Below are 26,821 nucleotides of genomic sequence, written 5' to 3'. Positions count from 1 at the left end.
AACTCGGAGGTCGATCATGACCCAGAAATTCCCCACTGTCGGACGACGCTCATTCCTCGCCGGTCTGGCTGCCAGCACCGCACTGCCGCTGATCGCCATGCCCGGCAAACTCTGGGCGCAAGAGCCCCGCGCCGGTGGCACCCTGCGCACACCCGCATGGCCCGCGCCCAGCGTGTTGAACTCGGCGATCTCCACCGCTGGCCCCGAAACCTTCCTCGGTCCGAAAATGTTCGACGGGCTCTTGGCCTATGACTTCGGCATGGTCGCCAAACCGCAGCTCGCCACCGACTGGCAAATGTCCGACGACGGTTTGCGCATCACCTTCAACCTGCGCGAGGGCGTGACCTGGCATGACGGCGAGCCCTTCACCGCGCATGACGTCGCCTTCACCTTCATGGAGGTGCTCAAGGTCCACCACGGACGCGGGCGCACCACCTTCGGTGATCTGCTGGCGGTGGAAACCCCCGATGATCTGACCGCGATTTTCGTGCTGGAAACCCCAAATCCGGCAATGATGCGCGCCCTCGATAGCCGCGAAAGCCCGATCCTGCCCGCGCATATCTATGAGGGCACGGATATTCTGGACAATCCGGCGAATACCGCGCCCATCGGCACCGGCCCGTTCAAACTGGCGGAATACGAGATCGGCTCTTATGTCGTGCTGGTCAAAAACCCCGATTACTGGGAAGAGGGCTATCCGCTCCTTGACCGCATGGTGATCCAATATGTCCCCGATAGCGCCACCCGCGCGGCGATGCTGGAAAGCGGGCAGGCGGATGCGGTGTTCCTCAATATGATCCCCGCGCAGGACATCGTGCGGCTGGATGAACAGCCCGATTTCACCATGGACACCCGCGGTTTTGAGGGCATGCCAAGCGCCCAGCAGATGGATTTCAACCTCGACAATCCGATCCTTGCCAATGTCATGGTGCGCCACGCCATCGCCCATGCGATCGACCCCGAGTGGATCACCCAGAACGTCTGGTATGGGCTGGGCACGGCGGGCAAAACCCCGCTGCATGTCGATCAGGTGGAATATTACACCACCGAGGGCGTGCCGGAATATCCCTATGATCTCGACCGCGCCAATGAACTCTTGGACGAGGCGGGTTATCCGCGCGGCGACAATGGCACGCGGTTCGAATTGATGCTCGATCCCTCGCCTTGGGGCACGGAATCGATCACCGCCTCGGCCTATGTCCGCGAGCAATTGCGTCAGGTCGGCATTGATGTGACCGTGCGCACGCAGGACTTCGGTGTGTTTGTCACCACCGTCTGGACCGACCGCGCCCATGATCTGGTGCTCTATACGGTCAACCTCGGGGTTGATCCGACCATCGGCACCCAGCGTTTCTACTGGTCCGAAAGCTACCGCCCCGGCTCGGCCTTCACCAATGGCGCGCATTACATGAACCCCGAGGTCGACGCGCTCTTGGAGGCCGCGCAGGTCGAGACCGACCCGCAGGCGCGCCGCGATCAATACGCCGAGTTCCAGCGCATCGTCATGCGCGACCTGCCGGTGATGCCGATCACCAATATCCACGGCGCCAATATCGCCAGCACGCGGGTGCATGACCATACTGTCGATGCGCTTGGCGTCTTGGGCGGGTTCACCCGGCTATGGATCGAAGAATGACCACCCCGGCACCCTCTTTGCCGGAGCAAACACCGCAGACGGGGCCTCGCAAGGTCCCGTCTCGCGCCATGCTACGCTATATTCTACGCCGCTTGAGCCAAGCCATTCTGGTGATGCTGCTGGTGGTGATCGGCAGTTTCTTCCTGATCAAAATGGCCCCCGGTGACTTTGTCGACACGCTGGCCGGCACCTCTGATCTGACCGCCGAGCAAATGGCCAATCTGCGCGCGCGCTACGGGCTCGACCAGCCGGTGCCGGTGCAACTGATGTATTATATCGCCCGTCTGGCCACGCTGGATCTGGGCTATTCGCCGTTCAACAACGCGCCGGTGCTGGATATTCTGGTCAAACGCTGGCCAGTGACGGCGATCCTCGTGGTCACCTCGGTGTCGATCTCGATGGTCGTGGGCACGCTTTTGGGCGTGATGGCGGCGCGGTTTTCCGGCAAGCCCGTCGATTTGGGCATCTCGATCCTGATGCTGCTGTTCTACGCCACGCCGAATTTCATCATCGCAGTGATCCTGATCCTGATCTTCTCGATCAAGATGAATGTCTTTCCGATTGCCGGTTTCGCAACCATCGCCTCGGGCTATACGGGCTGGGAGTATATCCGCGATGTCGCATGGCATCTGGCAATGCCGGTGACCGCGCTTTGCACCTTCTTTATCGCGATCTATGGCCGCATCGGCCGCGCCGCGATGCTCGAAGTGCTGACCCTCGATTACATCCGCACCGCCCGCGGCAAAGGCCTGACCGAGCGACGGGTGATCTATGTCCATGCGCTGCGCAACGCGCTTTTGCCGCTGGTCACCATGGCCGGTCTGCAAGTCAGCGCGCTGGTCGGCGGCGCGGTGCTGATCGAGACGATCTTTGGCCTCAACGGTATGGGCCGCACCGCCTTTGACGCGGTGTTCCAGCGCGACACCAACCTGCTCTTGGGCGTGCTCTTTGTCTCTTCGCTCAGTGTGGTGGTGGTCAATTTCATCATCGACCTGCTTTACATGGTCCTCGACCCGAGGGTGGAAATCAAATGAGCACCTCAGGACATTCCGTCTTTCGCCGCCTGTTGCGCCATCCCAGCGGGCTGGTCGGGCTCTTGATCATCGCTTTGGTGGTGCTGATGTCGGCCAGCGCGGGGTTCATTTTCCCCGAGGGGCCATGGGTGCTCGGCGGACGTCCGCGCACATGGCCGGGGGTCGATCCGGCGTTTCCATTGGGCACCGATGCTCTGGGCCGCGACATGGTGGCGGCGTTGTTTTACGGCGCGCGGGTGTCGCTGGCGGTGGGGGCGGCGGCGGCGCTGGTCTCCTTGGTCATCGGCACGCTGGTCGGCGCTATCGCCGGCTATTACGGCGGCTGGCTCGATGATGTGCTGATGCGCCTGACCGATGCGATGCAGACCATCCCCTCGTTTCTGGCCGCCATCGCCATTGTCGGCGTCGTCGGCGCCTCGCTCTCAACGATCATCATTGCCATTGCCGTGGTCTCATGGCCGATGATCGCGCGGCTGGTGCGCGCCGATTTCCTGCGCCTGCGGACCTATGATTTCGTGCAAAGCTGCAAGATCATCGGCATGTCGGACCTGCGCATCATCTTTGGCCAGATCCTGCCCAATTGCCTTGCGCCGATCATCGTGTCGTCGTCGGTTCTGGTCGCCACCGCGATCATCACCGAGGCCTCGCTGGCCTTCCTCGGCCTTGGCGATCCGAATGTGATGAGCTGGGGCACGATCCTCAGCACCGGCCGGCCTGAGCTGCGCTCGGGCTGGTATATGACCGCTTTTCCCGCCGTGGCGCTGGTGCTGACCGTGCTGGCGCTGAACCTGATCGGCGATGCGCTCAACGATGTGCTCAACCCCCGTCTCAAGGAGCGCAAATCATGACCACGAACGCCCCCGCGCCCCTCTTGGAGGTCGATCGCCTCAAGGTCTCGGTCTCGCGCACCGTGCCAATTGTCGAGGACCTCAGCTTTGCCATCGCCGCCGGTGAGACCGTCGGTCTGGTCGGCGAATCCGGTTGCGGCAAATCGCTGACCGCGCTGGCAATCATGCGGCTCTTGGCGGGCAACCTCTCGGTCACCTCGGGCAGTATCCAATTGGACGGCGAGGAACTCACCAAACTGCCGGAAGAGCGTATCCGTTCCCTGCGTGGCGATAAAATGGCGATGATCTACCAAGAGCCGCTGACCGCGCTCAATCCGGTGATGACCGTCGGCGCGCAGCTTGTCGAAGTCCTGCGCACCCACCGCAAAATGAGCAAACGCGAGGCCGCCGCCCGCGCCGTTGAACTTCTGGCCCTCGTGCGCATCCCCGATCCCGCCGCACGTTTCAACGAATACCCGCACCGCATGTCCGGCGGCATGCGCCAGCGGGTGGTGATCGCCATGGCGCTGGCCTGCGATCCGAAACTGCTGATCGCTGATGAGCCGACCACCGCGCTCGATGTCACCGTGCAAGCGCAGGTCTTGCGGCTGATCAAACAGTTGCAGCGCGAGGCCAATCTCGGCCTGTTGCTGATCACCCATGACCTCGGCGTGGTCCGCCAGGTCGCCGACCGTATCGTGGTGATGTATGCGGGCTCGGTGGTCGAAACCGGCACCGTTGCCGAGGTGCTCGGCTCGCCCCGTCACCCCTATACCGTCGGCTTGATCGCCGCGCGCCCCTCGGGCAGCTTTGCGGTGGACGCACAAAAGCTGGTCGAAATCTCCGGCTCCGTGCCATCCCCCGAGGCGCGCCCCAAAGGCTGCGTCTTCGCCCCGCGCTGCCCGAATGCGCAAGACGACTGCCGCGCCTCGCGCCCGCATCTCTTGCCGACCACCGGCAGCCATGAATTGCGCTGTCTGCACCCGATGCCCGCCTCGACACCCCTTTCTGCCCCCGTTGGAATGCCGTCATGACCCAAGTTCTGCGCACCGAAGATCTGCGGCTTTACCACAACACCGCCCGCGGCCAGTTGCGCGCCGTTGACGGCGTCAGCCTGAGCATCGCGCGGGGCGAGACCCTCGGTCTGGTCGGCGAATCCGGCTGCGGTAAATCCAGCCTCGCCAAATGCGTCGTCGGGCTGGATGCGCCAACCAGCGGCACGCTTGAGGTCGCGGGCGTCACCCCCGGCAAATCGCGCGCCATGCGCATCGCGCGGGCGCAGGCGGTGCAGATGGTGTTCCAAGACCCCAGCGGCGCGCTCAACCCACGCTTAAGCGTCGCGCGGATCATCGAGGAACCGCTGCGCGTCCATGGCACCGGCACGGCAGCCGAGCGCCGCGCGCAGGTGGCCGAACTGGCGCAGAAGGTCGGCCTCTCGGACTATCACCTGCCACGGTTCCCGCATGAACTCTCCGGCGGCCAGCGCCAGCGGGTCAGCATCGCGCGGGCCTTAGCGCTCAACCCCGCGCTTCTGGTCTGTGACGAGGCGGTCTCGGCACTCGATGTCTCGGTGCAGGCGCAGGTTCTTAACCTCTTCATATCGCTGCAAAAAGAGCTGGATCTCACCTATCTCTTCATCAGCCATGACCTCTCGGTGGTGCGCTATGTCTCGCACCGTATCGCGGTGATGTATCTCGGGCGGATCGTCGAAATCGGCCCCGCCGAGGAGGTGTTTCACCGTCATCTGCACCCCTATACGCGCGCGCTGGTCGCGGCGATCCCGGGGGATGAGGCGCTCGGCGAAGAGGCAGCGCTTTTGGAAGGCGATGTGCCCTCACCGGTCAACCCGCCCTCGGGCTGCGCCTTCCGCACCCGCTGCCCGCATACGCGCGAGCGCTGCGCCGCGGACGTCCCGCACCTGCGCGATCTCGGTAACGGATTGCAGGTCGCCTGCCATTTCGCCGAAGAGTTCATCCGCCCCGAGGATATGCCCCAAGCGGCAGGCTGAGCGCGCCCCACACGGGCCGCTCACACCCCCAAATACCGGCTTTCCAGATCCTCGGTGATCGCATCCGGCACGCCGGTCCAGACGCTGCGCCCGCGCTCCAGTATCACGCAAGCATCGGCGATCTGCTTCAACTCGGCCAGCGTCTTATCGACAATCAATATCGACAGCCCCTGCGCCTTCAGCTTGGCAATCGTCTCCCAGATTTCCTTGCGGATCACCGGCGCCAGCCCCTCGGTCGCCTCATCCAGCACCAACAGCCGCGGGTTGGTCATCAAGGCGCGGCCAATCGCCAGCATCTGCTGCTCACCACCCGACAGCGTCGAGGCCTGCTGGTCCGCCCGCTCGGCCAGCCGCGGAAAGAAATCGCGCACCGTCTCCAGCGTCCAATAGCCCGGGCGCGCGGCGGCAATCAGGTTCTCGTCCACGCTCAGCGTGGCAAAACACCGCCGCCCCTCGGGCACCAGCCCGATCCCCAGCCGTGCGGCGCGAAACGAGGGCAGACCGGTGATATCGGTGCCGTCAAACACCACCTTGCCCGAGGCCACCGGCTGCACGCGGCACAGGGCGCGGATGCTGGTGCTTTTGCCCATCCCGTTGCGCCCCATCAGCGCCACCGCCTGACCGGCCTCAATGCTCAGATCGACGCCAAACAGTGCTTGCGAGGCACCGTAGAACACTTCAAGCCCGCTCAATTCCACCAAAGCCGTCATGCGCTATCCCCCAGATAGGCTTCGCGCACCTGCGGATCGTTGCGGATCTCCTCGACGCTGCCCGAGGCGATGATCCGTCCGTAAACCAGCACGCTCAGCCGGTCGGCCAGCGCAAACACCGCGTCCATATCATGTTCAACCAGCAGGATCGGCGCCTGTGTTTTCAACTCGCGCAGGAAACTCACCAATTGCCCCGCGCCCTCGGCCCCCATCCCGGCCATCGGCTCGTCAAGCAGGAAGCATTTCGGCTCCAGCGCCAGCGCCACCGCGATCTCCAGCAGGCGCCGCTCACCGTGGCTAAGTTCCGCCGAGGGCACGCTCGCCCGCCCGCGCAGCCCGACCCGCTCGAGGATATCATCGGCGCCCTCGATCAGCACCCGATCCCAAAGCGTCGGCTTGAAAAACCGGAAGGAATGCGATTGCCGCGCCTGCAGCGCCAGCATCACATTGCGCCGCGCCGAATACTCGGGGATCAGCGATGAAATCTGGAAACTCCGCCCCAGTCCCAGTTGCGCCCGCCGCACCTCATTCAGCCGCGTAATCTCGCGCCCCTGAAAACGGATGCGCCCCGCATCGGGCAGGGTCCGCCCCGAGATCTGCGCCATCAGCGTCGATTTCCCCGCGCCATTCGGCCCGATCAGCGCATGCACCTCACCGGCCCGCAGGGTCAGCGAGACATCATCCGTCGCCTTCAGCGCGCCAAAACTTTTGCGCAGGTTGTTGAGTTCCAGAACCGGAGTTTCGCGATCAGCCAAAGCGTTCCCTCCCGGCAATCAGCCCGACAATCCCGCCGCGCCCGAACAGCACCGCGGCCAGCAACACAACGCCGAGCCAGAGCTTCCAATGCTCGGTGAGCCCGCCGAAAAACACCTCGAAGCCGACCAGAAACGCCGCGCCCACGACGGGGCCGAACAACCGTCCGGTGCCGCCCAGAATGATGATCACGATCAACTCGCCCGACATCGTCCAGGCCATCCCCGCGGGGCTGGCAAAGCGCGACAGATCGGCCATCAACGCCCCCGCGAGGCCGGTCACCATGCCCGAAATCACAAACGCCGCCAGCTTGATCCCGAAGGGGTTGATGCCCAGCGAGGCCACGCGGTCGGGGTTCTGCCGTATCGCCATTAGCGCCGCGCCAAAGCGCGAAGCGCGCAGCGTCGCAAACAGCGCCAGCCCCGCCATCAACACGCCCCAGCAGATCAGGAATAGCTCCAGCGGGCGCATGGTGTTGAGCCCGGGAAACTGGTTGCGCACATAGATCGGCAAGCCGTCCTCGCCGCCATATGCGGGCCATGAGATCGCGAAATAATAGAACATCTGCGCGAAGGCGAGGGTGATCATGATGAAAAAGATCCCCGAGGTGCGCAGGCTGAACGCCCCGATCACCGCCGCCAAGAGCCCCGAAACCGCCATCGCCACCAGCCAGATCACCAGCATCTGGTTCGACCCCGACAGCCCCAGCAAAGGCGCGCCATTGAACGCATGCTGCGCCAAGATCCCCGCCGCATAACCGCCGGCGCCGAAATAGACCGCATGGCCGAATGACACCATGCCACCCAGCCCCAGCGCGATATTCAGCCCGACACCGGCCAGCGCCAGAATGGTGATCCGCGTGAACAGGGTGATGGTGAAAATCTCGCCGGCAAAATAGGCCCAGAGCGGCACCACCAGCAGGCCGAGCGCGATAACCGCATTAAGCGCGTGTTCTTTGGTAAAATCAGGCATGAGGGGGGAATAGTCCCTTGGGCCGCAGCACCAGAACCACGGCCATCAGCAGGTAAATCAGGATCGAGGCCAGTGCCGAGCCGATGCTGCTGGCTTGGCTGGCGCCCATGAAAGTGGCAAAGATATTCGGCAAGAGAAACCGCCCCATCGTGTCGATCACGCCGACCAAAAGCGCGCCGACCATCGCGCCCTTGATCGAGCCGATGCCGCCGATCACGATCACCACGAAGGCCAGGATCAGCACCGGCTCGCCCATGCCGACCTGCACCGCTTGCACCGCGCCGACCAATGCGCCCGCCATCCCCGCAAGCGCCGCCCCCAGTGCAAACACCACCGTGTAAAGCGCGCGGATATTGACGCCCAAGGCGGCAATCATCTCGCGGTCATTCTCACCGGCGCGGATCCGAACGCCCAGACGGGTGCGGGAGATCAGGAACCACAGGCCCACCGCCACCGCCAGTCCGAAACCGATCAACGCCAGTCGGTAGAGGGGATAAAGCGTCAGCCCCAGATCGACGGTGCCGCTCAATGACGCGGGCACATCGAGATACAGCGGGAACGGCCCAAAGATGATCCGCGTGCCCTCGCTCAGGATCAGGATCAGCGCATAGGTTGCCAGCACCTGATCAAGATGGTCGGCGGTATACAGGCGGCGCAACACGGTGACTTCGATCAGCGCTCCCGCCGCCGCAGCAGCAGCTGTGCCCGCCACCAAACCCAACCAGAAATTCCCGCTGGCCGCGGCCACGGCGGCGCAGAAGAACGCGCCGATCATGAACAGCGAGCCATGCGCCAGATTGATCAGCCCCATCACGCCAAACACCAGCGTCAGACCGGCGGACATCAGAAACAGCATCAAGCCCAGTTGCAGGCCGTTGAGAAGTTGCTCGAAGAGCAGCGCAAGCGTCATCACTCGGTCCCTTGGGTCGAGGCGTATTTCAATCGGGCAGAGAGCCGGTTCCTAGGTCAGAAACGGGCGGGGCGCAATCTGCAGCCCCACCCGCTATCTGCTTCAGTTCATTGCGCAATCTGCGGCATAAACATCGACATAGTCCTCGATTGCCAGACCGACCAACTGATTGGTGATCTCGCCGTCAACCTCGACCACCTGACGGATATAGACGTCCTGTATCGGGTGCTGGTTGTTGGCAAAGGCAAAGTCGCCGCGCACCGAGGTGAAATCCGCCGCGCGCAGCGCCGCACGGAATGCATCGCGGTCTTCGATATCCGCCGCTGCCACCGCCGAGAGGATCAGATTGGCCGAGTCGAACCCTTGGCTGGCATAGATCGACGGGGTGCGCCCGTAAGCCTCGCGGAAGGCGGCGACAAAGGCGGTGTTGGCCGCATTGTCGAGATCGGGCGACCATTGACCGGCGTTATAGACGCCAAGCGCGGCTTCGCCGGTGGCGGGCAGCATGTCTTGGCTGAAGGAAAACGCCGCCGAGATGATCGGCAGATCGACACCCGACTGCGCGTATTGGCGCATAAAGCTGATGCCCATGCCACCGGGCAGGAACATGAAGATACTGTCGGCACCCGAGGCGCGGATCTGCGCGATCTCGCCCGCGTAATCGGTCTGGCCGAGCTGGGTATAGATCTCGCCGGCCAGTTCACCGTCAAAGCGGCGCTTGAAGCCGGTCAGCGCATCGGTGCCCGCCGGATAGTTCGGCGCCATGATGAAGGTGTCATTATAGCCCAGCGTGTTGGCATAGGCGCCCGCGGCCTCATGCAGCATGTCGTTTTGCCATGCGGCGTTGAAATAATTCTCGTTGCACATCGCACCGGCCAGCGGCGAGGGGCCGGCGTTGGGCGAGACATAGACGATATCCTGCGCGGTCACCGAGGGCACCACCGCCATCGCCAGATTGGACCAGACAATGCCGGTCAGGATCTGCGCGCCTTCGGACTGGATCATCCGGTCGGCGATCTGCACCGCCTGTTCGGGGCGCTGCGCGTCATCCTCGACCACCAGATGGATCGCATCCGAGCCGTCCATTTCCAGCGCCAGCATAAACCCGTCGCGGATATCGACACCCAGACCGGCACCGCCGCCCGAAAGCGTGGTGATCATGCCCACGGTGACCGGATCGGCCAAGGCGGCGCCCGATGACAATGCCAACGCCGAAGCGCAGGCCAGCAAAGTGTTATGGAGTTTCATCATGCATTCCCCGTTGTCTCATGGCCGTTCTATGCAGCCACATATATCAAGATTAACAGTAAAGATGTATCGCGCAAGAATTATTTTAAGTCCAAAATGATTTTGCCCCTACATCCCTCCACCAGCCCCGCGCGCACCTCCTGCGGGGGCGCCCTCAGGTCTCCTGCGCGTTCGCTTTCAGCAGGATCGCCCGCAATTGCTCGAGATCCTGCGCATCCAGATTGCCCAGCAGCCGGTTGACCTCGCTCTCGTGATCCATCGCCATACTGTCAAACATCTGCTTGCCCTGCGCCGTCAGCTTGACCTGCACCGTGCGCCGGTCGCTCTCCATCGGGGTGCGCCGCACCAGCCCCTCACGCTCGAGCCGGTCGACAATTACCGTCGCATTGCCGTTCGACACCAAGAGCGCGCGGCTGAGTTCCGACATCGTCAGCCCGTCATGAAACCGCCAGAGCGCCGCCATCACGTCAAACCGGGGCAGGGTGGTGCCATGTTCCACCCGCAACCGCTCGCGCAACCGGCTCTCGGTTTGCCGCGTGACGCTGAGCAACCGGATCCAGGCTTTCAGACGGCGCTTGCTCAGCGGGTCGAGGGGGGCTGCGGTCATCTGGCGGCTCTCCTGTTGGATACGGGCCTGCGTTCACAGGCGCGGCCCTTTTGGGCCGGAACATTAACCAAGCGCAAGGGCGAAAGCCGCCCCGAACCCAAGCGCCCCGATCACCAGCCAGTGAATGCGGGTGGCGGCAGCGCAAGGGTCTTGCCACCTATCATGCCCTGAAAACGGGAATAGTTTCAAGCTTGAAACTTTAGTGTTGAAATAAATTCCGTTCGGTGTTTTCCTAAGCCTCACGCGCCGCCGATCCCGGTTGATCCGGGCCAGCGGCCATGTTGGGGAGAGAGACTATGCGCGTAGCCTGCCTTGGCGGCGGTCCAGCCGGCCTGTATTTCGCGATTTCGATGAAACTGCGCGATCCGTCGCATGAGATCACCGTGATCGAGCGCAACCGCGCCAATGACACCTTTGGCTGGGGCGTGGTGCTCTCGGATGATGCGCTCGACAATCTGGCGCAGAACGACCCGCAAAGCGCCGAGGCGATTCGCGGCCAATTCGCCTATTGGGACGATATCGCGGTGGTCCATGACGGCGTGCGCACGGTCTCGGGCGGCCACGGGTTTGCCGGTGTCGGGCGCAAAGCGATGCTCTCCTTGCTGCAAGAACGCGCCCGCGAATTGGGCGTCGATCTGCGGTTTGAAACCGTGTTCCAAAGCGCCGAGGACTACCGCAAAGAGTATGATCTGGTGGTCGCCGCCGATGGTATCAACTCGCCGGTGCGGCAGGAATATGCGCAAGTCTTCCAGCCCGAGGTCGATCTGCGCGCGCTGAAATTCGTCTGGCTCGGCACCCGTCAGAAATTTGACGACGCGTTTACCTTCATTTTCGAGAAAACCGAGCACGGCTGGATCTGGGCGCATGTCTACCAGTTCGATGGTGACACCGCGACATTCATCGTCGAATGCGCCCAAGACACCTATGACAATTTCGGCTTCGAGGGGATGAGCAAGGAGGAGATCGTCGAGACCTGCCGCGCGGTCTTTGCCGACCATCTCGGCGGCCACGAGCTGATGTCCAACGCCGCCCATCTGCGCGGCGCCGCGGTCTGGATCAACTTCCCCCGCGTGCTCTGCGAACGCTGGTATCACGAGAATGTCGTGCTCTTGGGCGACAGTTCCGCCACCGCGCATTTCTCCATCGGCTCGGGCACGCGGCTGGCCTTCGACAGCGCCATCGCGCTGGCCGATTACCTGCATTCAGAACCCGATATGCAGGCCGCCTTTGAACGCTATCAAGAGGAGCGCCGCCTTGAGGTGCTGCGCCTGCAATCGGCGGCGCGCAACTCGATGGAGTGGTTCGAAGAGGTCGAGCGTTATCTTGATCTCGATCCGGTGCAATTCAACTATTCCCTGCTCACCCGCTCGCAACGCATCAGCCATGAAAACCTGCGCCTGCGCGATAAATCATGGCTTGAGGGCGCCGAGCGCTGGTTCATGGATCAAGCCGGTGCCGATGCCGCCGCCCCCCTGCGCGCGCCGATGTTCACGCCCTTCAAGCTGCGTGATCTGACGCTGAAAAACCGCATCGTGGTCTCGCCGATGGCGCAGTATAAAGCCGTCGACGGCTGCCCCACCGACTGGCATCTGGTGCATTACGGCGAGCGCGCCAAGGGCGGCGCCGGTCTGGTCTATACCGAGATGACCTGCGTCTCGCCCGAAGGCCGCATCACGCCCGGTTGCCCCGGTCTTTATGCCCCCGAGCATGAGGCTGCATGGGCGCGGCTCGCCAGTTTCGTGCACGCCGAAACCGATGCCAAACTCTGCTGCCAGATCGGCCATTCCGGCCGCAAAGGCTCGACCAATCTGGGCTGGGAGGGCATGGACCTGCCGCTCAATGACGGCAACTGGGACCTCGTCTCCGCCTCCGCGATCCCGTGGTCCGACCAAAACGCCACCCCGCGCGAAATCACCCGCGCCGAGATGGACGCGGTCAAGGCCGAGTTCGTCGCCGCCACCGAAATGGCCCTGCGCGCGGGCTTTGATATGATCGAACTCCACGCCGCCCACGGTTATCTGATCTCCTCCTTCATCTCGCCCCTGTCGAACCAGCGCAGCGACGACTATGGCGGTTCGCTGGAAAACCGTATGCGCTACCCGCTCGAGGTCTTCACCGCCATGCGCGAAGTGATGCCCGATGGCATGCCGCTTTCGGTGCGTATTTCGGCCAATGACTGGGTCGGAGATCACGGTGTCACCCCCGACGAAGCCGTTGAAATCGCCCGTATGTTCACCAAAGCCGGTGCCGATCTGATCGACGTCTCCGCGGGCCAAACCTCGGTCGAGGGGCAGCCGGTTTACGGGCGCATGTTCCAGACGCCCTTCTCCGACCGCATCCGCAACGAGGCCGGGATCACCACCATGGCGGTCGGCAATATCTACGAGGCCGATCACGCCAATTCGATCCTGATGGCTGGCCGCGCCGATCTCGTCGCCGTCGGTCGCCCGCATCTCGCCGATCCCTATTGGTCGCTGCATGAGGCCGCCCGTATCGGCGACCGCATGGCCCCCGATTGGCCGGTGCCCTATCTTGCGGGCCGCGACCAGACATGGCGTCTGGCCGACCGCGAAGCCGAGGCGATCCGGGCATGACCAAGGCTCCCCAGCGCCGCGTTCTGGTCACCGGCGGCGGCACCGGCATCGGCCGCGCCATCGCGCAGGCTTTCGCGCAAATGGGCGATGCGGTCACCATCTGCGGCCGCCGGATCGCACCCTTGCAAGAGACCGCGCAGGGCTTCGATATGGAGTTGCGCCAATGCGACATCACACAGGAAGCGGAAGTCGAGGCGCTTTTTGACCACCCCTTCGATGTGGTCGTCGCCAACGCCGGTGGCGGCGCCGCCGCGCGCCTGCAGAAAACCTCGCTCGAGGCTTGGAATGACACGCTGTCTGTCACCCTGACCGGCGTTTTCCTGACCTTTCGTGCGGCACTGGGCCAGATGCCCGAGGGCGGACGCCTGATCGCCATCGCCTCCACCGCCAGCCTCAAGGGCGGCGCCACCATCCCCGCCTATGCCGCGGCCAAACACGGGGTTCTGGGCCTCGTGCGCTCCATCGCGCTGGATGTCGCCACCCGCGGGATCACCTGCAATGCCATCTGCCCCGGTTTTGTCGACACGCCCCTCGCCGAACAGGCGATCACCGGCTTGATGGAGCGCTTCAATCTCGACCGCGCCGCCGCCAGTGCCAAAGTCGCCAGCGGCAACCCGATTGGCGAATTAATAACCCCCGCCGAGGTCGCATCCTCGGCGCTCTATCTGGCCTCACCCGAGGCCCGCATGATCAACGGCCACGCCCTCAGCCTGTCTGGCGGCGAGGTTTGAACGGAGAGTAAAATGAGCAATCCTGAACACTTCCTGCTGAGCGTCGAAAACGGCATCGCGACGGTGTCTTTGGACCGGCCCGAGCGCAAGAACCCGCTGACCTTTGACAGCTACGCCGAGCTGCGCGACTGGTTTCGCGGGCTGGTCTATGACGACGATATCAAGGTCGTGGTGTTTGGCCCCAATGGCGGCAATTTCAGCTCGGGCGGCGATGTCCATGACATCATCGGGCCGCTCACCAAGATGAATATGAAGGAGCTTCTCGCCTTCACCCGCATGACCGGCGATCTGGTCAAGGCGATGCTGCATTGCGGCAAGCCGATTATCGCCGCTGTTGACGGCATCTGCGCCGGTGCCGGCGCGATCATCGCCATGGCCTCGGACCTGCGGATCGCCACGCCCGAGGCGAAAACCGCCTTCCTGTTCAACCGCGTCGGTCTGGCGGGATGCGACATGGGCGCCTGCGCGATCCTGCCGCGTCTGATCGGGCAGGGACGGGCGGCGGAACTGCTCTATCTGGGCCGTTCGATGAGCGCCGAGGAAGGGCACGCTTGGGGCTTTTTCAACCGCGTGGTTTCCGCTGACGCGTTGATGAGCGAGGCGCAGGACATGGCCGCGCGCATCGCCTCGGGGCCGGGTTTTGCCAATATGATGACCAAGACGATGCTGGCGCAGGAATGGTCGATGACACTGGATCAGGCAATCGAGGCCGAGGCGCAAGCACAGGCGATTTGCATGCAGGGCCAAGACTTTACCCGCGCCTACAACGCCTTCGTGAAAAAAGAACGCCCGGTTTTCGAGGGCGATTAATCCCTGTCCAGAAGCGCTCGGGAGGAGCATTCAACATGGCAGACCAGACATTTCTCAACTGGCCGTTTTTCGACGACCGCCACCGCGCGCTGGCCGCTGAGGTGGAGGCGTTTGCCGCCGGTCTCACGATCGACCACAGCGATACCGACGCCGCCTGCCGCGCCTTGGTCACCGCCTTGGGCGAGGCCGGAATTGCCGCGCATTCCGGCGCGCTCGACGGCAAGCTGGATGTGCGCAGCCTCTGCCTGATCCGCGAAACGCTGGCCCGCCATGACGGGCTGGCGGATTTCGCCTTTGCCATGCAGGGGCTGGGCACCGGCGCGATTTCACTCTTCGGCAGTGAGGCGCAGCGCGGTGAATGGCTGTCGCAAACCCGCCGCGGTGCAGCAATCTCGGCCTTCGCCCTGACCGAGCCGCAATCAGGCTCGGATGTGGCCAATTCCACCATGACAGCCACCCGCGACGGCGAGGATTATATCCTTAACGGCGAGAAAACATGGATCTCGAATGGCGGTATTGCCGATGTCTACACGCTGTTTGCGCGCACCGGCGAAGCGCCGGGCGCCAAAGGGTTGTCCTGTTTCATCGTCACCCCCGATCTGCAAGGCTTCAGCGTCGAGGAACGTCTTGAAACCATCGCCCCGCACCCTCTCGCACGGCTCAAGTTCACCGATTGCCGTGTGCCCGCCAGCGCGATGATCGGCAGACCGGGGCAGGGGTTCGCGATCGCCATGTCGGTGCTCGACGTTTTCCGCTCCTCGGTCGCCGCTGCGGCCTTGGGCTTTGCACGGCGCGCGCTCGACGAGTCGCTCAAACGCGTCACCACCCGTCAGGTGCAGGGCGCGCCGCTCAGCGATCTGCAAATGGTGCAGGGTCATATCGCCGATATGGCGCTCGATATCGACGCCGCCGCGCTGCTGATCTACCGCGCCGCATGGACCAAGGACAGCGGCGCCCCCCGCGTCACCCGCGAGGCGGCAATGGCGAAACTCTTTGCCACCGACCAAGCGCAAAAGGTGATCGACGCGGCGGTGCAACTCCACGGCGGCGACGGGGTGCGCTCGGGCGAGACGGTCGAGAAACTCTACCGCGAAATCCGCGCCCTGCGCATCTACGAGGGCGCCTCGGACGTGCAACGCGTCGTCATTGCCCGCCAGACGCTGGCCGCACAACAGGAGAGCTGAGATGCCAATAATCCAACTCGGGCGCTCGGCCCATGTCGATACCTTCACCCGCGACAACCTGCCCGCGCCGGACCTCTGGCCCGATCTGCGGCTTGACGGATACGACTATCCCGACCGGCTGAATGCGGGCGTCGAACTCACCGACGCGATGGTCGAACGCGGCTTTGGCGATCATGTCGCGCTGATCGGCAACGGGCGCCAGCGCACCTATAAGGAACTCGCCGATTGGACCAACCGCCTCGCCCATGCGCTGGTCGAGGATCTCAAGGTCAAACCGGGCAACCGCGTGTTGATCCGCTCGGCCAACAATCCGGCGATGGTCGCCTGCTGGCTGGCGGCGACCAAGGTCGGCGCGGTGGTGGTCAACACCATGCCGATGCTGCGCGCCGGTGAATTGGCGAAATATGTCGATGAAGCCGAGATCAGCCATGCGCTTTGCGACACGCGGCTGATGGATGACCTGACCCGCTGCGCGCTTGACAGCAAGTTCCTCAAAACCGTGGTCGGCTTTGACGGCAGCTCCAACCACGACGCCGAGCTTGACCGTCTGGCGCTGGAGAAATCCGTGCATTTTGACGCCGTTCAGACCTCGCAAGACGATGTGGCGCTGATCGGTTTCACCTCGGGCTCCACTGGCAAACCCAAGGCGACGCTGCATTTCCACCGCGACCTGCTGATCATCGCCGATGGCTACGCGCGCGAGGTGCTTGACGTGCATCCGGGTGATATTTTCGTCGGCTCGCCGCCTCTGGCCTTCACCTTCGGGCTCGGCGGATTGGCGATTTTCCCGCTGCGTTTCGGCGCCACCGCGACCCTGCTGGAAAACGCCTCACCGCCGAATATGATTGAAATCATTCAAAAATACAAAGCCACCGTCTGTTTCACCGCACCCACCGCCTACCGCGCCATGTTACGCGCGATGGAGGAGGGGGCGGATCTGACCTCGCTGCGGGCCGCCGTTTCCGCGGGTGAAACCCTGCCGGCGCCGGTCTTTGAGGACTGGAAGGCGAAAACCGGCAAACCGATGCTCGACGGGATCGGCTCGACGGAAATGCTGCATATCTTCATCACCAACCGCTTCGACGATCACCGCCCCGCCTGCACCGGCAAACCCGTGGGCGGCTATGAGGCGCGGATCATCGGGCCGGACGGCGAAACCCTGCCCGCGGGCGAGACCGGCCGCCTTGCCGTGCGCGGCCCCACCGGCTGCCGCTATCTGCGCAGCAACCGGCAGGAAGAATACGTGCAGGACGGCTGGAATGTCACCGGCGACACCTTCCGCATGGATGAAGACGGGTTCTTCCATTTCGCCGCGCGCAGCGACGAGATGATCCTCTCGGCGGGCTATAATATCGCCGGACCCGAGGTCGAGGCGGCGCTGCTGGCGCATCCTGCGGTGGCCGAATGCGCGGTGATCGGCGCCCCCGATGAAGACCGCGGCATGATCGTGCAGGCGCATGTGGTGCTGGCGGCGGGCGAGACCCCTTCGGACTATCTGACCAAGCTGTTGCAGGACCACGTCAAGGCCACCATCGCCCCCTATAAATACCCGCGCCAGATCCTCTTTACCGAGGCGCTGCCGAAAACCCAAACCGGAAAAATCCAGCGGTTTCGCCTGCGCGATAGCGGCTGAACCCGCCAAATCACCCTCTTGCCCCGCAGAGACCCTGTCGGGGGTTTGAAAGGAAACCCTATGTCACATCAGATCATCCAACCCGAGGGCTGGGCCCCCGCCAAAGGCTATGCCAACGGTGTTTTGACCCGCGGCAATGTGCTGCATATCGGCGGGCAGATCGGCTGGAATTCGCAAAAAGAATTCGAGACCGATGATTTCGTCGCGCAGCTCAAACAGACGCTGGAGAATGTGCGCGCGATTGTTGAAGCCGCCGGTGGGCAGGTCGAGGATATCGTGCGGATGACATGGTTTGTCACCGACAAGCAGGATTACCTCAGCCGCCAGCGCGAGGTCGGCGGCGCCTATCAGCAGGTCTTGGGCAAGCATTTCCCCGCGCTTTCAATGCTGGTGGTTGCCGATCTGATCGAAGACCGCGCCAAGATCGAGATCGAGGCCACCGCCGAACTCGCCCCGCGCTGATCCGCGACACATGCCCTGCACGCCCCGCCGATCACCGGCGGGGCGTTGCGTTTCGGGGCTGTTGCGTCGCGCGCGCTGGCGTCATGGCGCGCCGCCTATAGCCATTGCGCCATATCTTTGAAACTGTGGCGCGGAGCATCTGACCACAGGAGCCGATATGCCCGCCGAAACGCCCCAATTCGCCTCGCTGCAGACCCCCGTTTTGCTGCTGGATGAAGCCAAGATGATGCGCAATATCCACCGGCTCGAGGCCCATGCCAAAGCCCTCGGCGTCACCCTGCGTCCGCATCTGAAAACCGCGAAATCCGTCGAGGTGGCAAAGCGGCTGGGTGGCGGGCTGGAGGGGCCGATCACCGTCTCGACCCTTGCCGAAGCCGAAGAATTTCACCGCGCGCGAATCAGTTGCATACTCTATGCCGTTGGAATCGCACCACAAAAATTGTCCCACGCGTGGGACATGCGCCAACAGGGCTGCGATCTGATCCTATTGCTCGACAGTATTGAGCAGGCCAAAGCCGTCGCCGCGGCGGAAATTCCCGCCTTGATCGAGATTGACAGCGATGGCCACCGCGGCGGCCGCGCGCCGGATGATCCCGTCCTGATCGAGATCGGCCGCATCCTCCACGCCGCCGGTTGCCTGCGCGGGGTGATGACCCACGCGGGTGAAAGCTACACCGTCAGCGGCGCCGCGGCCCACGCCGCCTTCGCCGAGCAAGAACGCGCCGCCGCCGTGCAAGCCGCCCAAGCCCTCCGCGCCGCCGGTCTGCCCTGCGAGGTGGTCAGCGTCGGCTCCACCCCCACCGCCCATGCCGCCCGCGATCTGACCGGCGTCACCGAACTCCGCGCCGGAGTCTATATGTTCTTTGATCTGGTGATGGAGGGGATCGGTGTCTGCTCCATAGACGACATCGCGCTGAGCGTCCTCACCACCGTCATCGGCCACCAGCGCGACAAAGGCTGGATCATGGTCGACGCCGGCTGGATGGCCATGTCCCGCGACCGCGGCACCCAATCGCTGGCCGTCGATCAAGGCTACGGCGTGGTCTGCGATACCGACGGGCGCGTGCTCGACGATCTGATCATCTCCAGCGCCAACCAAGAACACGGAATCGTAACGCTGCGCGAAGGCTCCACTGCCACGCTCCCCGATCTGCCGGTCGGCACCCGACTTCGCATCCTCCCCAACCACGCCTGCGCCACCGCCGCGCAATTCCAGCGATATCATGTGCTCCCCGCAGACGGCGGCGCATTGCAAACCTGGCCCCGTTTCGGCGGCTGGTAACGCCCATCCGGCAGACACCGCCCCGACATCTCACCGCAGCCCCTGTCTATCCGGCAGGTAATCGCCGTCCTGCAGGCGATCCCGCGCCGCGTCACCATGTGACCCGAGGTTTCCTTTGCACCGGCGCGCTCTACCGGCCAAGATGCCCGCGAAACCGTCACAAGAAGTTGTGATCTTGCGCAAACAACGCGCTGGAAGCCGCCGCCGAGGTGTGAGACATAAGGCGCTTGCGCGGTCACGCGCTGCCTGCGCCGGTGACGGTAGCCCCGCCTGCGGTCCCATCTGTGGCGCCGTATGGCTCCGCCAGCCTCACAGACGCGCAACCTCTCACGCCTGTGCCGGAGTGTCCGGCCACCACGGCACTTTGAAAGCATGACGCTATGCACAGCGAGATTTCGGCTCAAGAGCCCCCGATGCACCCGCAGACCGCCACAGAAGACCACAGCAAGCGCAACCGTTTGGTGATCTTTCTGCTGCTGATCTCGACCTTCATCATGATCCTCAACGAGACGATCATGAATGTCGCGCTGCCACGGCTGATGACCGAACTCGATGTCACTGCCAATGCCGCGCAATGGCTGACCACGGCGTTCCTCTTGACTATGGCGGTGGTGATTCCGGTCACCGGCTGGCTGCTGCAGCGCCTGCACACGCGCACCGTGTTTCTGATGGCGATGTCGTTTTTCAGCCTCGGCACTTTGGTTTGTGCCTTGGCACCGGGGCTGGGGCTGCTGGTCGTCGGGCGGGTGGTGCAAGCCTGCGGCACGGCGATGATGATGCCTTTGCTGATGACCACCGTGATCACCCTCGTGCCGCCGCATTCGCGCGGCAAGACCATGGGCAATATCTCGATTGTGATCTCGGTGGCACCGGCGATCGGGCCGACGATTTCGGGGATTATCCTCAACCTGCTGGACTGGCGCTGGATGTTCTGGCTGATCCTGCCGATTGCCCTGACCGCGCTGATCACCGGTTTTGCCAAGCTGCAAAATGTCACCGAGCCGCGCAAAGTGCCGCTGGATATCCTCTCGATTCCGCTGGCGGCGATCGGCTTTGGCGGTGTGGTTTACGGGCTTTCAACGATTGGCGAAGGCGGTGGCGAAGCAGCGATGCCGGTCTGGGTGCCGCTGGCCGTGGGCGCGGTGGTTTTGGCGCTGTTCATCTGGCGCCAGATCGTGCTGGGGCCAAAAGACCGCGCGCTTTTGGATCTGCGCACCTTCCGCGTCAAAATCTTCACCGTGGCAGTGATCATGATGGGGCTGTCGATGATGGCGCTCTTTGGTATGATCATCCTGCTGCCGATCTATATGCAGAATGTGCTGGGGATGGAGCCCCTGCAGACCGGTCTGATGCTCTTGCCCGGCGGTCTGACCATGGGTCTTCTGGCGCCGATTGTTGGGCGGTTGTTTGATGCTTTCGGCGCGCGCAAGCTGGTGATCCCGGGCGCGATGGCGGTTTGTGCGGCGATGTGGATCATGGCGTCGTTTGGCACCGAGACCGCTTTGGCGATGGTGCTGACCGGTCATATTCTGCTCAGCGCAGGGCTGGCGTTCCTGTTCACGCCGCTATTCTCCTCAAGCCTCGGGTCGCTGCCGAAAGAGCTCTATTCCCATGGTTCGGCGATCATCGGCACCGTGCAGCAGGTCGCGGGCGCGGCGGGGATCGCGCTGTTCGTGTCGATCATGTCGCTGCGGATGTTCGACGCGATGGAAGACGGGATGGAATTGGTTCCGGCCACTGCCGAGGGGCTGCAACTGGCGTTCTCGGTGGGCGCGAGCATCTCGATCCTGCTGATCGTCGCAGGGTTCTTCGTGCGCCGCCCGCCGGACCAGCGGTAAGCCACGCCAGTCACGAAAGGGCGCGCACCAATCTGCCCTCCGGCCCGGGTGACACCCGGGCCGCGCCCGACCCTCTCCCCGGGAGGGAGCTTCGGCGTTGTCCTCCATCGCTCACCCGAGAGCAATGCTTTCAAGCGCAACGCATCGTGGAAAGGTCACGGGCACCCTCCCAGGGCCGGGCGCACCCCTTTGTGCTTCATTGCCTCAATTCCCCCTTGGCGCGGGCTTCAGCCCGGGCCGCGCCCGACCCTCCCCCCGGGAGGGCGCATTGGCGATGCCATACGCTGCTCACGCGACATTACCGCTATTGAGCGCTGCGCGTTGTGGCAAAGCCTGGGCGCCCACCCAGGGTCGGGCGCGGCCCTCCGTTCTTAAGCCCCGCCATGTCGCATCCGGACACCCCGATGTCCGATCCGCCGCTTATCAACCGCAGCCCCCCTGACGTATTCATGTCGCAAACGGATAGGGGCGTGTATGCGGTACTCGGGTTTCAGAGTGATCAAAGAGGCATTGACCGGCCACAAGGGCTGGGGCCCTGCATGGCGCGATCCCGAGCCGCAACCGGCTTATGATTATGTGATCATCGGCGGCGGCGGCCACGGGCTGGCGACCGCCTATTATCTGGCCAAACACTACGGCAAAGCGCGCATCGCGGTGCTGGAAAAGGGCTGGATCGGCGGCGGCAATGTCGGGCGCAATACCACGATTATCCGCTCGAACTACCTGCTCGACGGCAATGAACCGTTCTACGAGATGTCGCTGCAAATGTGGGAGCGGCTCGAGCAAGAGCTGAACTATAACGCGATGGTCAGCCAGCGCGGGATTTTGAACCTGATCCACTCGGACGCGCAGCGCGATGCCTTTGTGCGTCGTGGCAACGCGATGATCCTCAATGGGGCGGGAGCCGAGATGCTCAGCGTCGCGCAGATCCGCAAGCGCTATCCGTTTCTTAACTTTGATGACGCGCGCTTTCCGATCAAAGGCGGCTTGGCCCAACACCGCGGCGGCACTGTGAGGCATGACGCGGTGGCATGGGGCTATGCACGCGCCGCCGACAGCTACGGCGTTGATATCATTCAAAACTGCGAAGTCACCGGATTTCGCATTGAAAACGGCACCTGCAAGGGCGTCGAGACCTCGCGTGGTTTCATCGCCGCGAGGAAGGTCGCCAGTTGCGTCGCCGGATCGTCTTCAAGGTTAATGTCCAAGGCGGGGATGCGCCTGCCGATTGAAAGCACCGTATTGCAGGCCTTCGTGACCGAGGGGCTCAAGCCGGTGCTGCCCGGGGTGATCACCTTTGGCGCCGGGCATTTCTATGCCAGCCAATCCGACAAGGGCGGCTTGGTCTTTGGCGGCGATCCCGACAAATACAACTCCTATGCACAGCGCGGCAATCTGCCGGTGATCGAGGATGTGATCGAAAGCGGGATGGCGCTGATCCCCGCCTTGGGGCGCGCGCGGCTGCTGCGAATCTGGGGCGGGATCATGGATATGAGCATGGACGGCTCGCCGATCATCGACCGCACCCATATTGACGGGCTCTATTTCAACGGCGGCTGGTGCTACGGCGGCTTCAAGGCGACCCCCGCCTCGGGCCTGTGCTACGCGCATCTTCTGGCCACCGATACGCCGCATGACACCGCCAAAGCCTACCGGTTCGACCGCTTCCGGCGCGGCTATATGATCGACGAAAAGGGCATGGGCGCCCAGCCAAACCTGCATTGAGCCGGTGATGAGAGCCGCCCGCCAAAATGCCGAGACAGGACCACTGATATGATCATCAATCACCCGCTTTTGGGCCCGCGCGACGCGCAGGAATTCACCTATCTGGGAGACGCCGCACTGATCCACCGCCCCGATTGGCAGGCCGAGGATGCACAGGATCAATTTCACGATTATCTCTATCTGCGCGACAATCCGGCGGGCGAGCACCGCGAGCTGTGGTTCCATGAAAGCGGCGACCGCAGTTGGCTGGTGGTGACCCGCAACACTGTCACCCATGAGATCTCCAAGGTAGAACTGGCCCGCGATGTGGCCCGCAGCGAGGGGCGCAGCAGATGAGTGACGCGCAAATCAACCGGCTCACAGGCGGCGCGATTGACCGCAGCCAGAGCCTCAAGTTCAGTTTTGACGGCAAGACCTACACCGGCCATCCCGGCGACACGCTGGCCTCGGCGCTCTTGGCGAATGGTGTGCGGCTGATGGGGCGCTCATTCAAATACCACCGCCCGCGCGGGGTGCTCAGCGCGGGCTCTGAGGAGCCCAACGCGCTGGTCGAATTGCGCAGCGGCGCGCGGCAAGAACCCAACACCCGCGCCACCACCGCCGAGCTGTTTGACGGGCTCGAGGCGCAAAGCCAGAACCGCTTTCCGTCGCTGAAGTTCGATTTGATGGCGATCAACGACCGCTTCAGCAACTTCCTAACCGCGGGATTTTATTACAAAACCTTCATGTGGCCCGCGGCGTTCTGGGAAAAGCTCTATGAGCCGGTGATCCGCAAGGCCGCTGGTTTGGGGTCACTGTCTCTAGAGGAAGACCCTGACGTTTACGACAAGGGCTTTCTGCACTGCGATCTCCTGATCATCGGTAGCGGGCCTGCAGGACTGGCGGCGGCGCTGACCGCGGGGCGGGCGGGCGCAAGGGTGATCCTCGCCGATGAGGATTTCGCCTTGGGCGGGCGGTTGAACGCCGAGCGCTTTGCTTTGGGCGACCAGTCCGGCGCGGAGTGGGCGGCGCAGGTGCGCGCGGAACTCGGCAGCCTGCCAAATGCGCGCATCCTCACCCGCACCACGGTCTTGGGCGCCTTCGACCACGGGATTTACAGCGCGGTCGAGCGGGTCTCGGACCATCTGCCGGTGCCGCCCGAGGGCAAACCACGCCAGATCCTTTGGCGGATTTACACCAAGCGCAGCCTTCTGTGCGCCGGCGCCATCGAGCGCCCGATTGCCTTCGAGAATAACGACCGCCCCGGCATCATGCTGGCCGGCGCCATGCGCGCCTATGCCAACCGCTGGGCGGTGACCCCCGCGCAACGGGTCGCGGTGTTTACCAATAATGACGACGGCCACCGCAGCGCGCAGGACCTGCTGGCCAAGGGCGTCGAAGTCGCCGCTGTGATCGACACCCGCACCGATGCGCCGCGTCTCGCCGATTGCGACGTGCTGGCGGGGGCGCAGGTGATCAACTCCAAGGGGCGGCTGGGGCTGACCTCCATCCGCGTGCGGCTGGCTGACGGCTCCGAGCGGCGGATCGATTGCGGCGCGCTGGGGGTCTCGGGCGGCTGGAACCCGAATGTGCATCTGACCTGCCACCAGCGCGGGCGGCCGCAATGGGACGCCTCGTTCTCGGCTTTCGTGCCGGGTGCTGACGGGCCGAAGGGGCTGGGTGTCGCCGGAGCGGCCAATGGCGATTTCTCCACCGCCGCGGCGCTGCGAACCGGCCATGCGCAGGCGGCGGTTTTGCTGGGTGAATTGGGCCTCAAAGCGCCCGAAATCGCGCTGCCACAAGCCGAGGATGCACAGGTTAATCTGTCGCCCTTCTGGCACGTCAAACACGGCAAGGGCCGCGCGTGGCTCGACCAGCAAAACGATGTGACGGTCAAGGATGTGACGCTGGCGCATCAGGAAAACTTCCGCTCTGTTGAACATCTCAAGCGCTACACGACGCTGGGCATGGCAACCGATCAGGGCAAAACCTCGAATGTCGGCGGCCTCGCGATCATGGCCGAACTGGCGGGCAAGAGCATCCCCGAGGTCGGCACCACGATCTTCCGCCCGCCCTATACGCCGGTCGCTCTGGGTGCTTTTGGCGGCCGCGCGCGGGGTAAGAACTTCCATCCGGTCCGTGAAACCCCCAGCCACAAATGGGCGGTCGAACAGGGCGCGGTCTTCGTCGAGACCGGCAACTGGCTGCGCGCCCAGTGGTTTCTGCGCGCGGGTGAGAGCCATTGGCGCGAAAGCGTCGACCGCGAGGTGTTGGCCGTGCGCTCTTCGGTGGGCGTCTGCGACGTCACCACGCTGGGCAAGATCGACATTCAGGGCAGCGATGCCGCCACATTCCTCAACCGCGTTTACGCCAATGCTTTTGCCAAATTGGCGGTCGGCAAAACCCGCTACGGGCTGATGCTGCGCGAGGACGGGATTGCGATGGACGACGGCACCACCGCGCGCCTCTCCGAGCATCATTTCGTGATGACCACCACCACCGCCAATGCGGTCGGCGTTTACCAGCATCTTGAATTTGTGCGCCAATGTCTGTTCCCCGATCTCGATGTGCAGCTAATCTCGACCACCGAAGCATGGGCGCAATATGCCGTTGCGGGGCCGAATTCGCGGGCGCTGTTGCAAAAGATTGTTGACCCAGAGTTCGACATTTCCAACGAGGGTTTCGAGTTCATGGCCTGCCGCGAGATTACCATTTGCGGCGGCCTGCGGGCGCGGTTGTTCCGGATTTCCTTCTCCGGCGAGTTGGCCTTCGAGATCGCCGTGCCGACGCGTTACGGCGATGCGCTGATCCGGCGGATCATGGAGGCGGGCGCGGAGTTTGGTGTCACCCCATACGGCACCGAAGCGCTGGGTGTGATGCGGATCGAAAAGGGCCATGCGGCAGGGAACGAGTTGAACGGCACCACCACCGCGCTGAACCTTGGCATGGGGCGGATGGTGTCGAAAAAGAAGGACAGCATCGGCTCCACGCTCTCCGAGCGTGAAGGGCTGAACACGCCGGATGCACTGATGCTGGTCGGGCTGAAACCCCTCGATAGCGCGGCGCCAATCACGGCGGGCGCGCATCTGATGAGCAAGGGCACGCCCAAGGATGCCGCGCATGATCAGGGCTATGTCACTTCGGCGGCTTATTCGCCGATCCTGAACAGCTCCATCGGTCTGGCGCTGCTCAAACGCGGCGGCGAGCGGATGGGCGAGACCCTGACCCTGACCACGCCGCTGACCGGTGCGGATGTCGATGTCGAAGTCGTCGCGCCGCAGTTTGTTGACCCGAAGGGAGACCGTCTCCGTGCATGATTTGACCCCGATCACCGCGCTTGGCGGCACTGCCCCGCGCATCGACAGTTTCGACGGGCTGGAGATCCGCGAATGCCCTGATTGGGCGCTGGCCTCCGTTGCCGCGCGCTTGGGGCGGGGCGAGGCGCTTGTGGCTGCGGCGCAAGCGGGCTTCGGGCTGGACCTACCGCAAGTCGGAAAAAGCGCGGCAAGTGGCGCGCTCACTGCCTTCTGGACCGGCCCCGAGCAGTGGTTCATCGAGGCCCCGTTTGCGAGTCACGAGGATCTGGCGGCGCAACTGGTTTCTGCACTGGGGCAGACCGCCTCGGTCACCGAGCAAAGCGACGGTTGGGTGCGGTTTGACCTTGAGGGCAGCGGCTGTCACCGCGTGCTTGAGCGGCTGTGCAATGCCGATGTCGAGCGCATGGCGGGCGGCGATGTGACCCGCACGCGGCTTGAGCATCTGGGCTGTTTCCTGATCTGCCGCGCTTCGGGCGCGCATTTCAGCGTCCTCGGCCCCAGATCGGCGGCTGGCTCGCTGCATCACGCGCTGGTCACGATGGCGGTCAGCGCGCTTTAATC

23 protein-coding genes are annotated in these 26,821 nt (G+C 63.7%); 17 read left to right on the top strand and 6 right to left on the bottom strand.

Translation table 11 applies throughout. The features are described from left to right. Positions 1 to 16 precede the first annotated feature (16 nt). The 5 genes from DDE20_RS01310 (at position 17) to DDE20_RS01290 (ending at position 5,505) form a co-directional block, all read left to right on the top strand. Positions 17 to 1,636 carry an ABC transporter substrate-binding protein gene (locus DDE20_RS01310; protein WP_116556637.1) on the top strand — a complete coding sequence of 540 codons (1,620 nt, stop codon included), beginning with the start codon at positions 17 to 19 and terminating at the stop codon, positions 1,634 to 1,636. A gap of 68 nt (positions 1,637 to 1,704) precedes the next feature. Continuing rightward, the gene (locus DDE20_RS01305) at positions 1,705 to 2,670 is read left to right on the top strand and encodes an ABC transporter permease (protein ID WP_116556636.1); all 966 of its coding nucleotides are present in this window, start codon (positions 1,705 to 1,707) and stop codon (positions 2,668 to 2,670) included. Next, positions 2,667 to 3,518, top strand: coding sequence for an ABC transporter permease (locus DDE20_RS01300; RefSeq protein ID WP_116556635.1), 852 nt, complete (start codon positions 2,667 to 2,669; stop codon positions 3,516 to 3,518). The genes DDE20_RS01305 and DDE20_RS01300 overlap by 4 nt, the downstream gene beginning before the upstream one ends. Continuing rightward, positions 3,515 to 4,531, top strand: a complete 1,017-nt coding sequence (locus tag DDE20_RS01295; RefSeq protein WP_116556634.1) for an ABC transporter ATP-binding protein — start codon at positions 3,515 to 3,517, stop codon at positions 4,529 to 4,531. The genes DDE20_RS01300 and DDE20_RS01295 overlap by 4 nt, the downstream gene beginning before the upstream one ends. Continuing rightward, the gene (locus DDE20_RS01290; protein ID WP_116556633.1) at positions 4,528 to 5,505 is read left to right on the top strand and encodes an ABC transporter ATP-binding protein; all 978 of its coding nucleotides are present in this window, start codon (positions 4,528 to 4,530) and stop codon (positions 5,503 to 5,505) included. Before DDE20_RS01295 ends, DDE20_RS01290 begins: the two co-directional genes overlap by 4 nt. 20 nt (positions 5,506 to 5,525) lie before the next feature. Here DDE20_RS01290 and DDE20_RS01285 read toward each other — a convergent pair whose 3' ends face one another. From DDE20_RS01285 to DDE20_RS01260, 6 genes are all read right to left on the bottom strand, one after another. Continuing rightward, complete coding sequence (locus DDE20_RS01285; protein ID WP_116556632.1) at positions 5,526 to 6,215, bottom strand: ABC transporter ATP-binding protein; 690 nt, start codon at positions 6,213 to 6,215, stop codon at positions 5,526 to 5,528. Continuing rightward, positions 6,212 to 6,970, bottom strand: coding sequence for an ABC transporter ATP-binding protein (locus DDE20_RS01280; protein ID WP_116556631.1), 759 nt, complete (start codon positions 6,968 to 6,970; stop codon positions 6,212 to 6,214). The genes DDE20_RS01285 and DDE20_RS01280 overlap by 4 nt, the downstream gene beginning before the upstream one ends. Beyond that, positions 6,963 to 7,940 carry a branched-chain amino acid ABC transporter permease gene (locus DDE20_RS01275; RefSeq protein WP_116556630.1) on the bottom strand — a complete coding sequence of 326 codons (978 nt, stop codon included), beginning with the start codon at positions 7,938 to 7,940 and terminating at the stop codon, positions 6,963 to 6,965. The genes DDE20_RS01280 and DDE20_RS01275 overlap by 8 nt, the downstream gene beginning before the upstream one ends. Further along, on the bottom strand, positions 7,933 to 8,850 hold the full coding sequence (locus DDE20_RS01270) for a branched-chain amino acid ABC transporter permease (RefSeq protein WP_116556629.1): 918 nt from the start codon (positions 8,848 to 8,850) through the stop codon (positions 7,933 to 7,935). The genes DDE20_RS01275 and DDE20_RS01270 overlap by 8 nt, the downstream gene beginning before the upstream one ends. Positions 8,851 to 8,952: 102 nt before the next feature. Further along, the gene (locus DDE20_RS01265; RefSeq protein WP_116557208.1) at positions 8,953 to 10,098 is read right to left on the bottom strand and encodes an ABC transporter substrate-binding protein; all 1,146 of its coding nucleotides are present in this window, start codon (positions 10,096 to 10,098) and stop codon (positions 8,953 to 8,955) included. Between the two features lie 154 nt (positions 10,099 to 10,252). After that, positions 10,253 to 10,705, bottom strand: coding sequence for a MarR family winged helix-turn-helix transcriptional regulator (locus tag DDE20_RS01260; RefSeq protein ID WP_116556628.1), 453 nt, complete (start codon positions 10,703 to 10,705; stop codon positions 10,253 to 10,255). Positions 10,706 to 11,001: 296 nt separating this feature from the next. Between DDE20_RS01260 and DDE20_RS01255 the strand changes: the two genes are divergently transcribed. The 12 genes from DDE20_RS01255 to DDE20_RS01200 all read left to right on the top strand — a co-directional run bounded on the left by DDE20_RS01255 (position 11,002) and on the right by DDE20_RS01200 (position 26,819). Then, positions 11,002 to 13,299 carry a bifunctional salicylyl-CoA 5-hydroxylase/oxidoreductase gene (locus tag DDE20_RS01255; RefSeq protein WP_116556627.1) on the top strand — a complete coding sequence of 766 codons (2,298 nt, stop codon included), beginning with the start codon at positions 11,002 to 11,004 and terminating at the stop codon, positions 13,297 to 13,299. Beyond that, on the top strand, positions 13,296 to 14,030 hold the full coding sequence (locus DDE20_RS01250) for an SDR family NAD(P)-dependent oxidoreductase (protein WP_116556626.1): 735 nt from the start codon (positions 13,296 to 13,298) through the stop codon (positions 14,028 to 14,030). Before DDE20_RS01255 ends, DDE20_RS01250 begins: the two co-directional genes overlap by 4 nt. A 12-nt stretch (positions 14,031 to 14,042) precedes the next feature. Continuing rightward, the gene (locus DDE20_RS01245) at positions 14,043 to 14,840 is read left to right on the top strand and encodes an enoyl-CoA hydratase family protein (RefSeq protein ID WP_116556625.1); all 798 of its coding nucleotides are present in this window, start codon (positions 14,043 to 14,045) and stop codon (positions 14,838 to 14,840) included. A 35-nt stretch (positions 14,841 to 14,875) separates the two neighbouring features. Continuing rightward, positions 14,876 to 16,024 carry an acyl-CoA dehydrogenase family protein gene (locus DDE20_RS01240; RefSeq protein ID WP_116556624.1) on the top strand — a complete coding sequence of 383 codons (1,149 nt, stop codon included), beginning with the start codon at positions 14,876 to 14,878 and terminating at the stop codon, positions 16,022 to 16,024. 1 nt (position 16,025) lies between these two features. Continuing rightward, positions 16,026 to 17,657 (top strand): AMP-binding protein, encoded by a 1,632-nt coding sequence (locus DDE20_RS01235; protein WP_116556623.1) that lies wholly within the window; start codon positions 16,026 to 16,028, stop codon positions 17,655 to 17,657. A 60-nt stretch (positions 17,658 to 17,717) separates the two neighbouring features. Then, complete coding sequence (locus DDE20_RS01230) at positions 17,718 to 18,119, top strand: RidA family protein (RefSeq protein ID WP_116556622.1); 402 nt, start codon at positions 17,718 to 17,720, stop codon at positions 18,117 to 18,119. Positions 18,120 to 18,276: 157 nt separating this feature from the next. After that, positions 18,277 to 19,401 carry an alanine racemase gene (locus tag DDE20_RS01225; protein ID WP_116556621.1) on the top strand — a complete coding sequence of 375 codons (1,125 nt, stop codon included), beginning with the start codon at positions 18,277 to 18,279 and terminating at the stop codon, positions 19,399 to 19,401. 413 nt (positions 19,402 to 19,814) lie between these two features. Continuing rightward, positions 19,815 to 21,239 carry a DHA2 family efflux MFS transporter permease subunit gene (locus DDE20_RS01220; RefSeq protein ID WP_240607802.1) on the top strand — a complete coding sequence of 475 codons (1,425 nt, stop codon included), beginning with the start codon at positions 19,815 to 19,817 and terminating at the stop codon, positions 21,237 to 21,239. A 474-nt stretch (positions 21,240 to 21,713) separates the two neighbouring features. Then, a complete protein-coding gene (locus DDE20_RS01215) occupies positions 21,714 to 22,964 on the top strand; it encodes a sarcosine oxidase subunit beta family protein (protein WP_116556619.1) in 1,251 nt (416 codons plus the stop codon). Positions 22,965 to 23,012: 48 nt separating this feature from the next. After that, positions 23,013 to 23,300 (top strand): sarcosine oxidase subunit delta, encoded by a 288-nt coding sequence (locus tag DDE20_RS01210; protein ID WP_116556618.1) that lies wholly within the window; start codon positions 23,013 to 23,015, stop codon positions 23,298 to 23,300. Beyond that, positions 23,297 to 26,260, top strand: coding sequence for a sarcosine oxidase subunit alpha family protein (locus DDE20_RS01205; protein ID WP_116556617.1), 2,964 nt, complete (start codon positions 23,297 to 23,299; stop codon positions 26,258 to 26,260). The genes DDE20_RS01210 and DDE20_RS01205 overlap by 4 nt, the downstream gene beginning before the upstream one ends. Beyond that, on the top strand, positions 26,253 to 26,819 hold the full coding sequence (locus DDE20_RS01200) for a sarcosine oxidase subunit gamma (protein ID WP_116556616.1): 567 nt from the start codon (positions 26,253 to 26,255) through the stop codon (positions 26,817 to 26,819). Before DDE20_RS01205 ends, DDE20_RS01200 begins: the two co-directional genes overlap by 8 nt. The last annotated feature ends 2 nt before the right edge of the window (positions 26,820 to 26,821 follow it).

It is taken from the genome of Pararhodobacter oceanensis (assembly GCF_003076755.1).
Taxonomy (GTDB): domain Bacteria; phylum Pseudomonadota; class Alphaproteobacteria; order Rhodobacterales; family Rhodobacteraceae; genus Pararhodobacter; species Pararhodobacter oceanensis.
The sequence above is the reverse complement of the archived record's forward strand: the minus strand, read 5'-3'. Positions and strand labels throughout refer to the sequence as shown.

Excerpts from the sequence above, each read along its gene's own strand:
- DDE20_RS01310 (WP_116556637.1), top strand. The coding sequence starts at position 17 with ATGACCCAGAAATTCCCCACTGTCGGACGACGCTCATTCCTCGCCGGT.
- DDE20_RS01305 (WP_116556636.1), top strand. The coding sequence starts at position 1,705 with ATGCTACGCTATATTCTACGCCGCTTGAGCCAAGCCATTCTGGTGATG.
- DDE20_RS01300 (WP_116556635.1), top strand. The coding sequence starts at position 2,667 with ATGAGCACCTCAGGACATTCCGTCTTTCGCCGCCTGTTGCGCCATCCC.
- DDE20_RS01295 (WP_116556634.1), top strand. The coding sequence starts at position 3,515 with ATGACCACGAACGCCCCCGCGCCCCTCTTGGAGGTCGATCGCCTCAAG.
- DDE20_RS01290 (WP_116556633.1), top strand. The coding sequence starts at position 4,528 with ATGACCCAAGTTCTGCGCACCGAAGATCTGCGGCTTTACCACAACACC.
- DDE20_RS01285 (WP_116556632.1), bottom strand. The coding sequence starts at position 6,215 with ATGACGGCTTTGGTGGAATTGAGCGGGCTTGAAGTGTTCTACGGTGCC.
- DDE20_RS01275 (WP_116556630.1), bottom strand. The coding sequence starts at position 7,940 with ATGCCTGATTTTACCAAAGAACACGCGCTTAATGCGGTTATCGCGCTC.
- DDE20_RS01270 (WP_116556629.1), bottom strand. The coding sequence starts at position 8,850 with ATGACGCTTGCGCTGCTCTTCGAGCAACTTCTCAACGGCCTGCAACTG.
- DDE20_RS01265 (WP_116557208.1), bottom strand. The coding sequence starts at position 10,098 with ATGAAACTCCATAACACTTTGCTGGCCTGCGCTTCGGCGTTGGCATTG.
- DDE20_RS01260 (WP_116556628.1), bottom strand. The coding sequence starts at position 10,705 with ATGACCGCAGCCCCCCTCGACCCGCTGAGCAAGCGCCGTCTGAAAGCC.
- DDE20_RS01255 (WP_116556627.1), top strand. The coding sequence starts at position 11,002 with ATGCGCGTAGCCTGCCTTGGCGGCGGTCCAGCCGGCCTGTATTTCGCG.
- DDE20_RS01250 (WP_116556626.1), top strand. The coding sequence starts at position 13,296 with ATGACCAAGGCTCCCCAGCGCCGCGTTCTGGTCACCGGCGGCGGCACC.
- DDE20_RS01245 (WP_116556625.1), top strand. The coding sequence starts at position 14,043 with ATGAGCAATCCTGAACACTTCCTGCTGAGCGTCGAAAACGGCATCGCG.
- DDE20_RS01240 (WP_116556624.1), top strand. The coding sequence starts at position 14,876 with ATGGCAGACCAGACATTTCTCAACTGGCCGTTTTTCGACGACCGCCAC.
- DDE20_RS01235 (WP_116556623.1), top strand. The coding sequence starts at position 16,026 with ATGCCAATAATCCAACTCGGGCGCTCGGCCCATGTCGATACCTTCACC.
- DDE20_RS01230 (WP_116556622.1), top strand. The coding sequence starts at position 17,718 with ATGTCACATCAGATCATCCAACCCGAGGGCTGGGCCCCCGCCAAAGGC.
- DDE20_RS01225 (WP_116556621.1), top strand. The coding sequence starts at position 18,277 with ATGCCCGCCGAAACGCCCCAATTCGCCTCGCTGCAGACCCCCGTTTTG.
- DDE20_RS01220 (WP_240607802.1), top strand. The coding sequence starts at position 19,815 with ATGCACCCGCAGACCGCCACAGAAGACCACAGCAAGCGCAACCGTTTG.
- DDE20_RS01215 (WP_116556619.1), top strand. The coding sequence starts at position 21,714 with ATGCGGTACTCGGGTTTCAGAGTGATCAAAGAGGCATTGACCGGCCAC.
- DDE20_RS01210 (WP_116556618.1), top strand. The coding sequence starts at position 23,013 with ATGATCATCAATCACCCGCTTTTGGGCCCGCGCGACGCGCAGGAATTC.
- DDE20_RS01205 (WP_116556617.1), top strand. The coding sequence starts at position 23,297 with ATGAGTGACGCGCAAATCAACCGGCTCACAGGCGGCGCGATTGACCGC.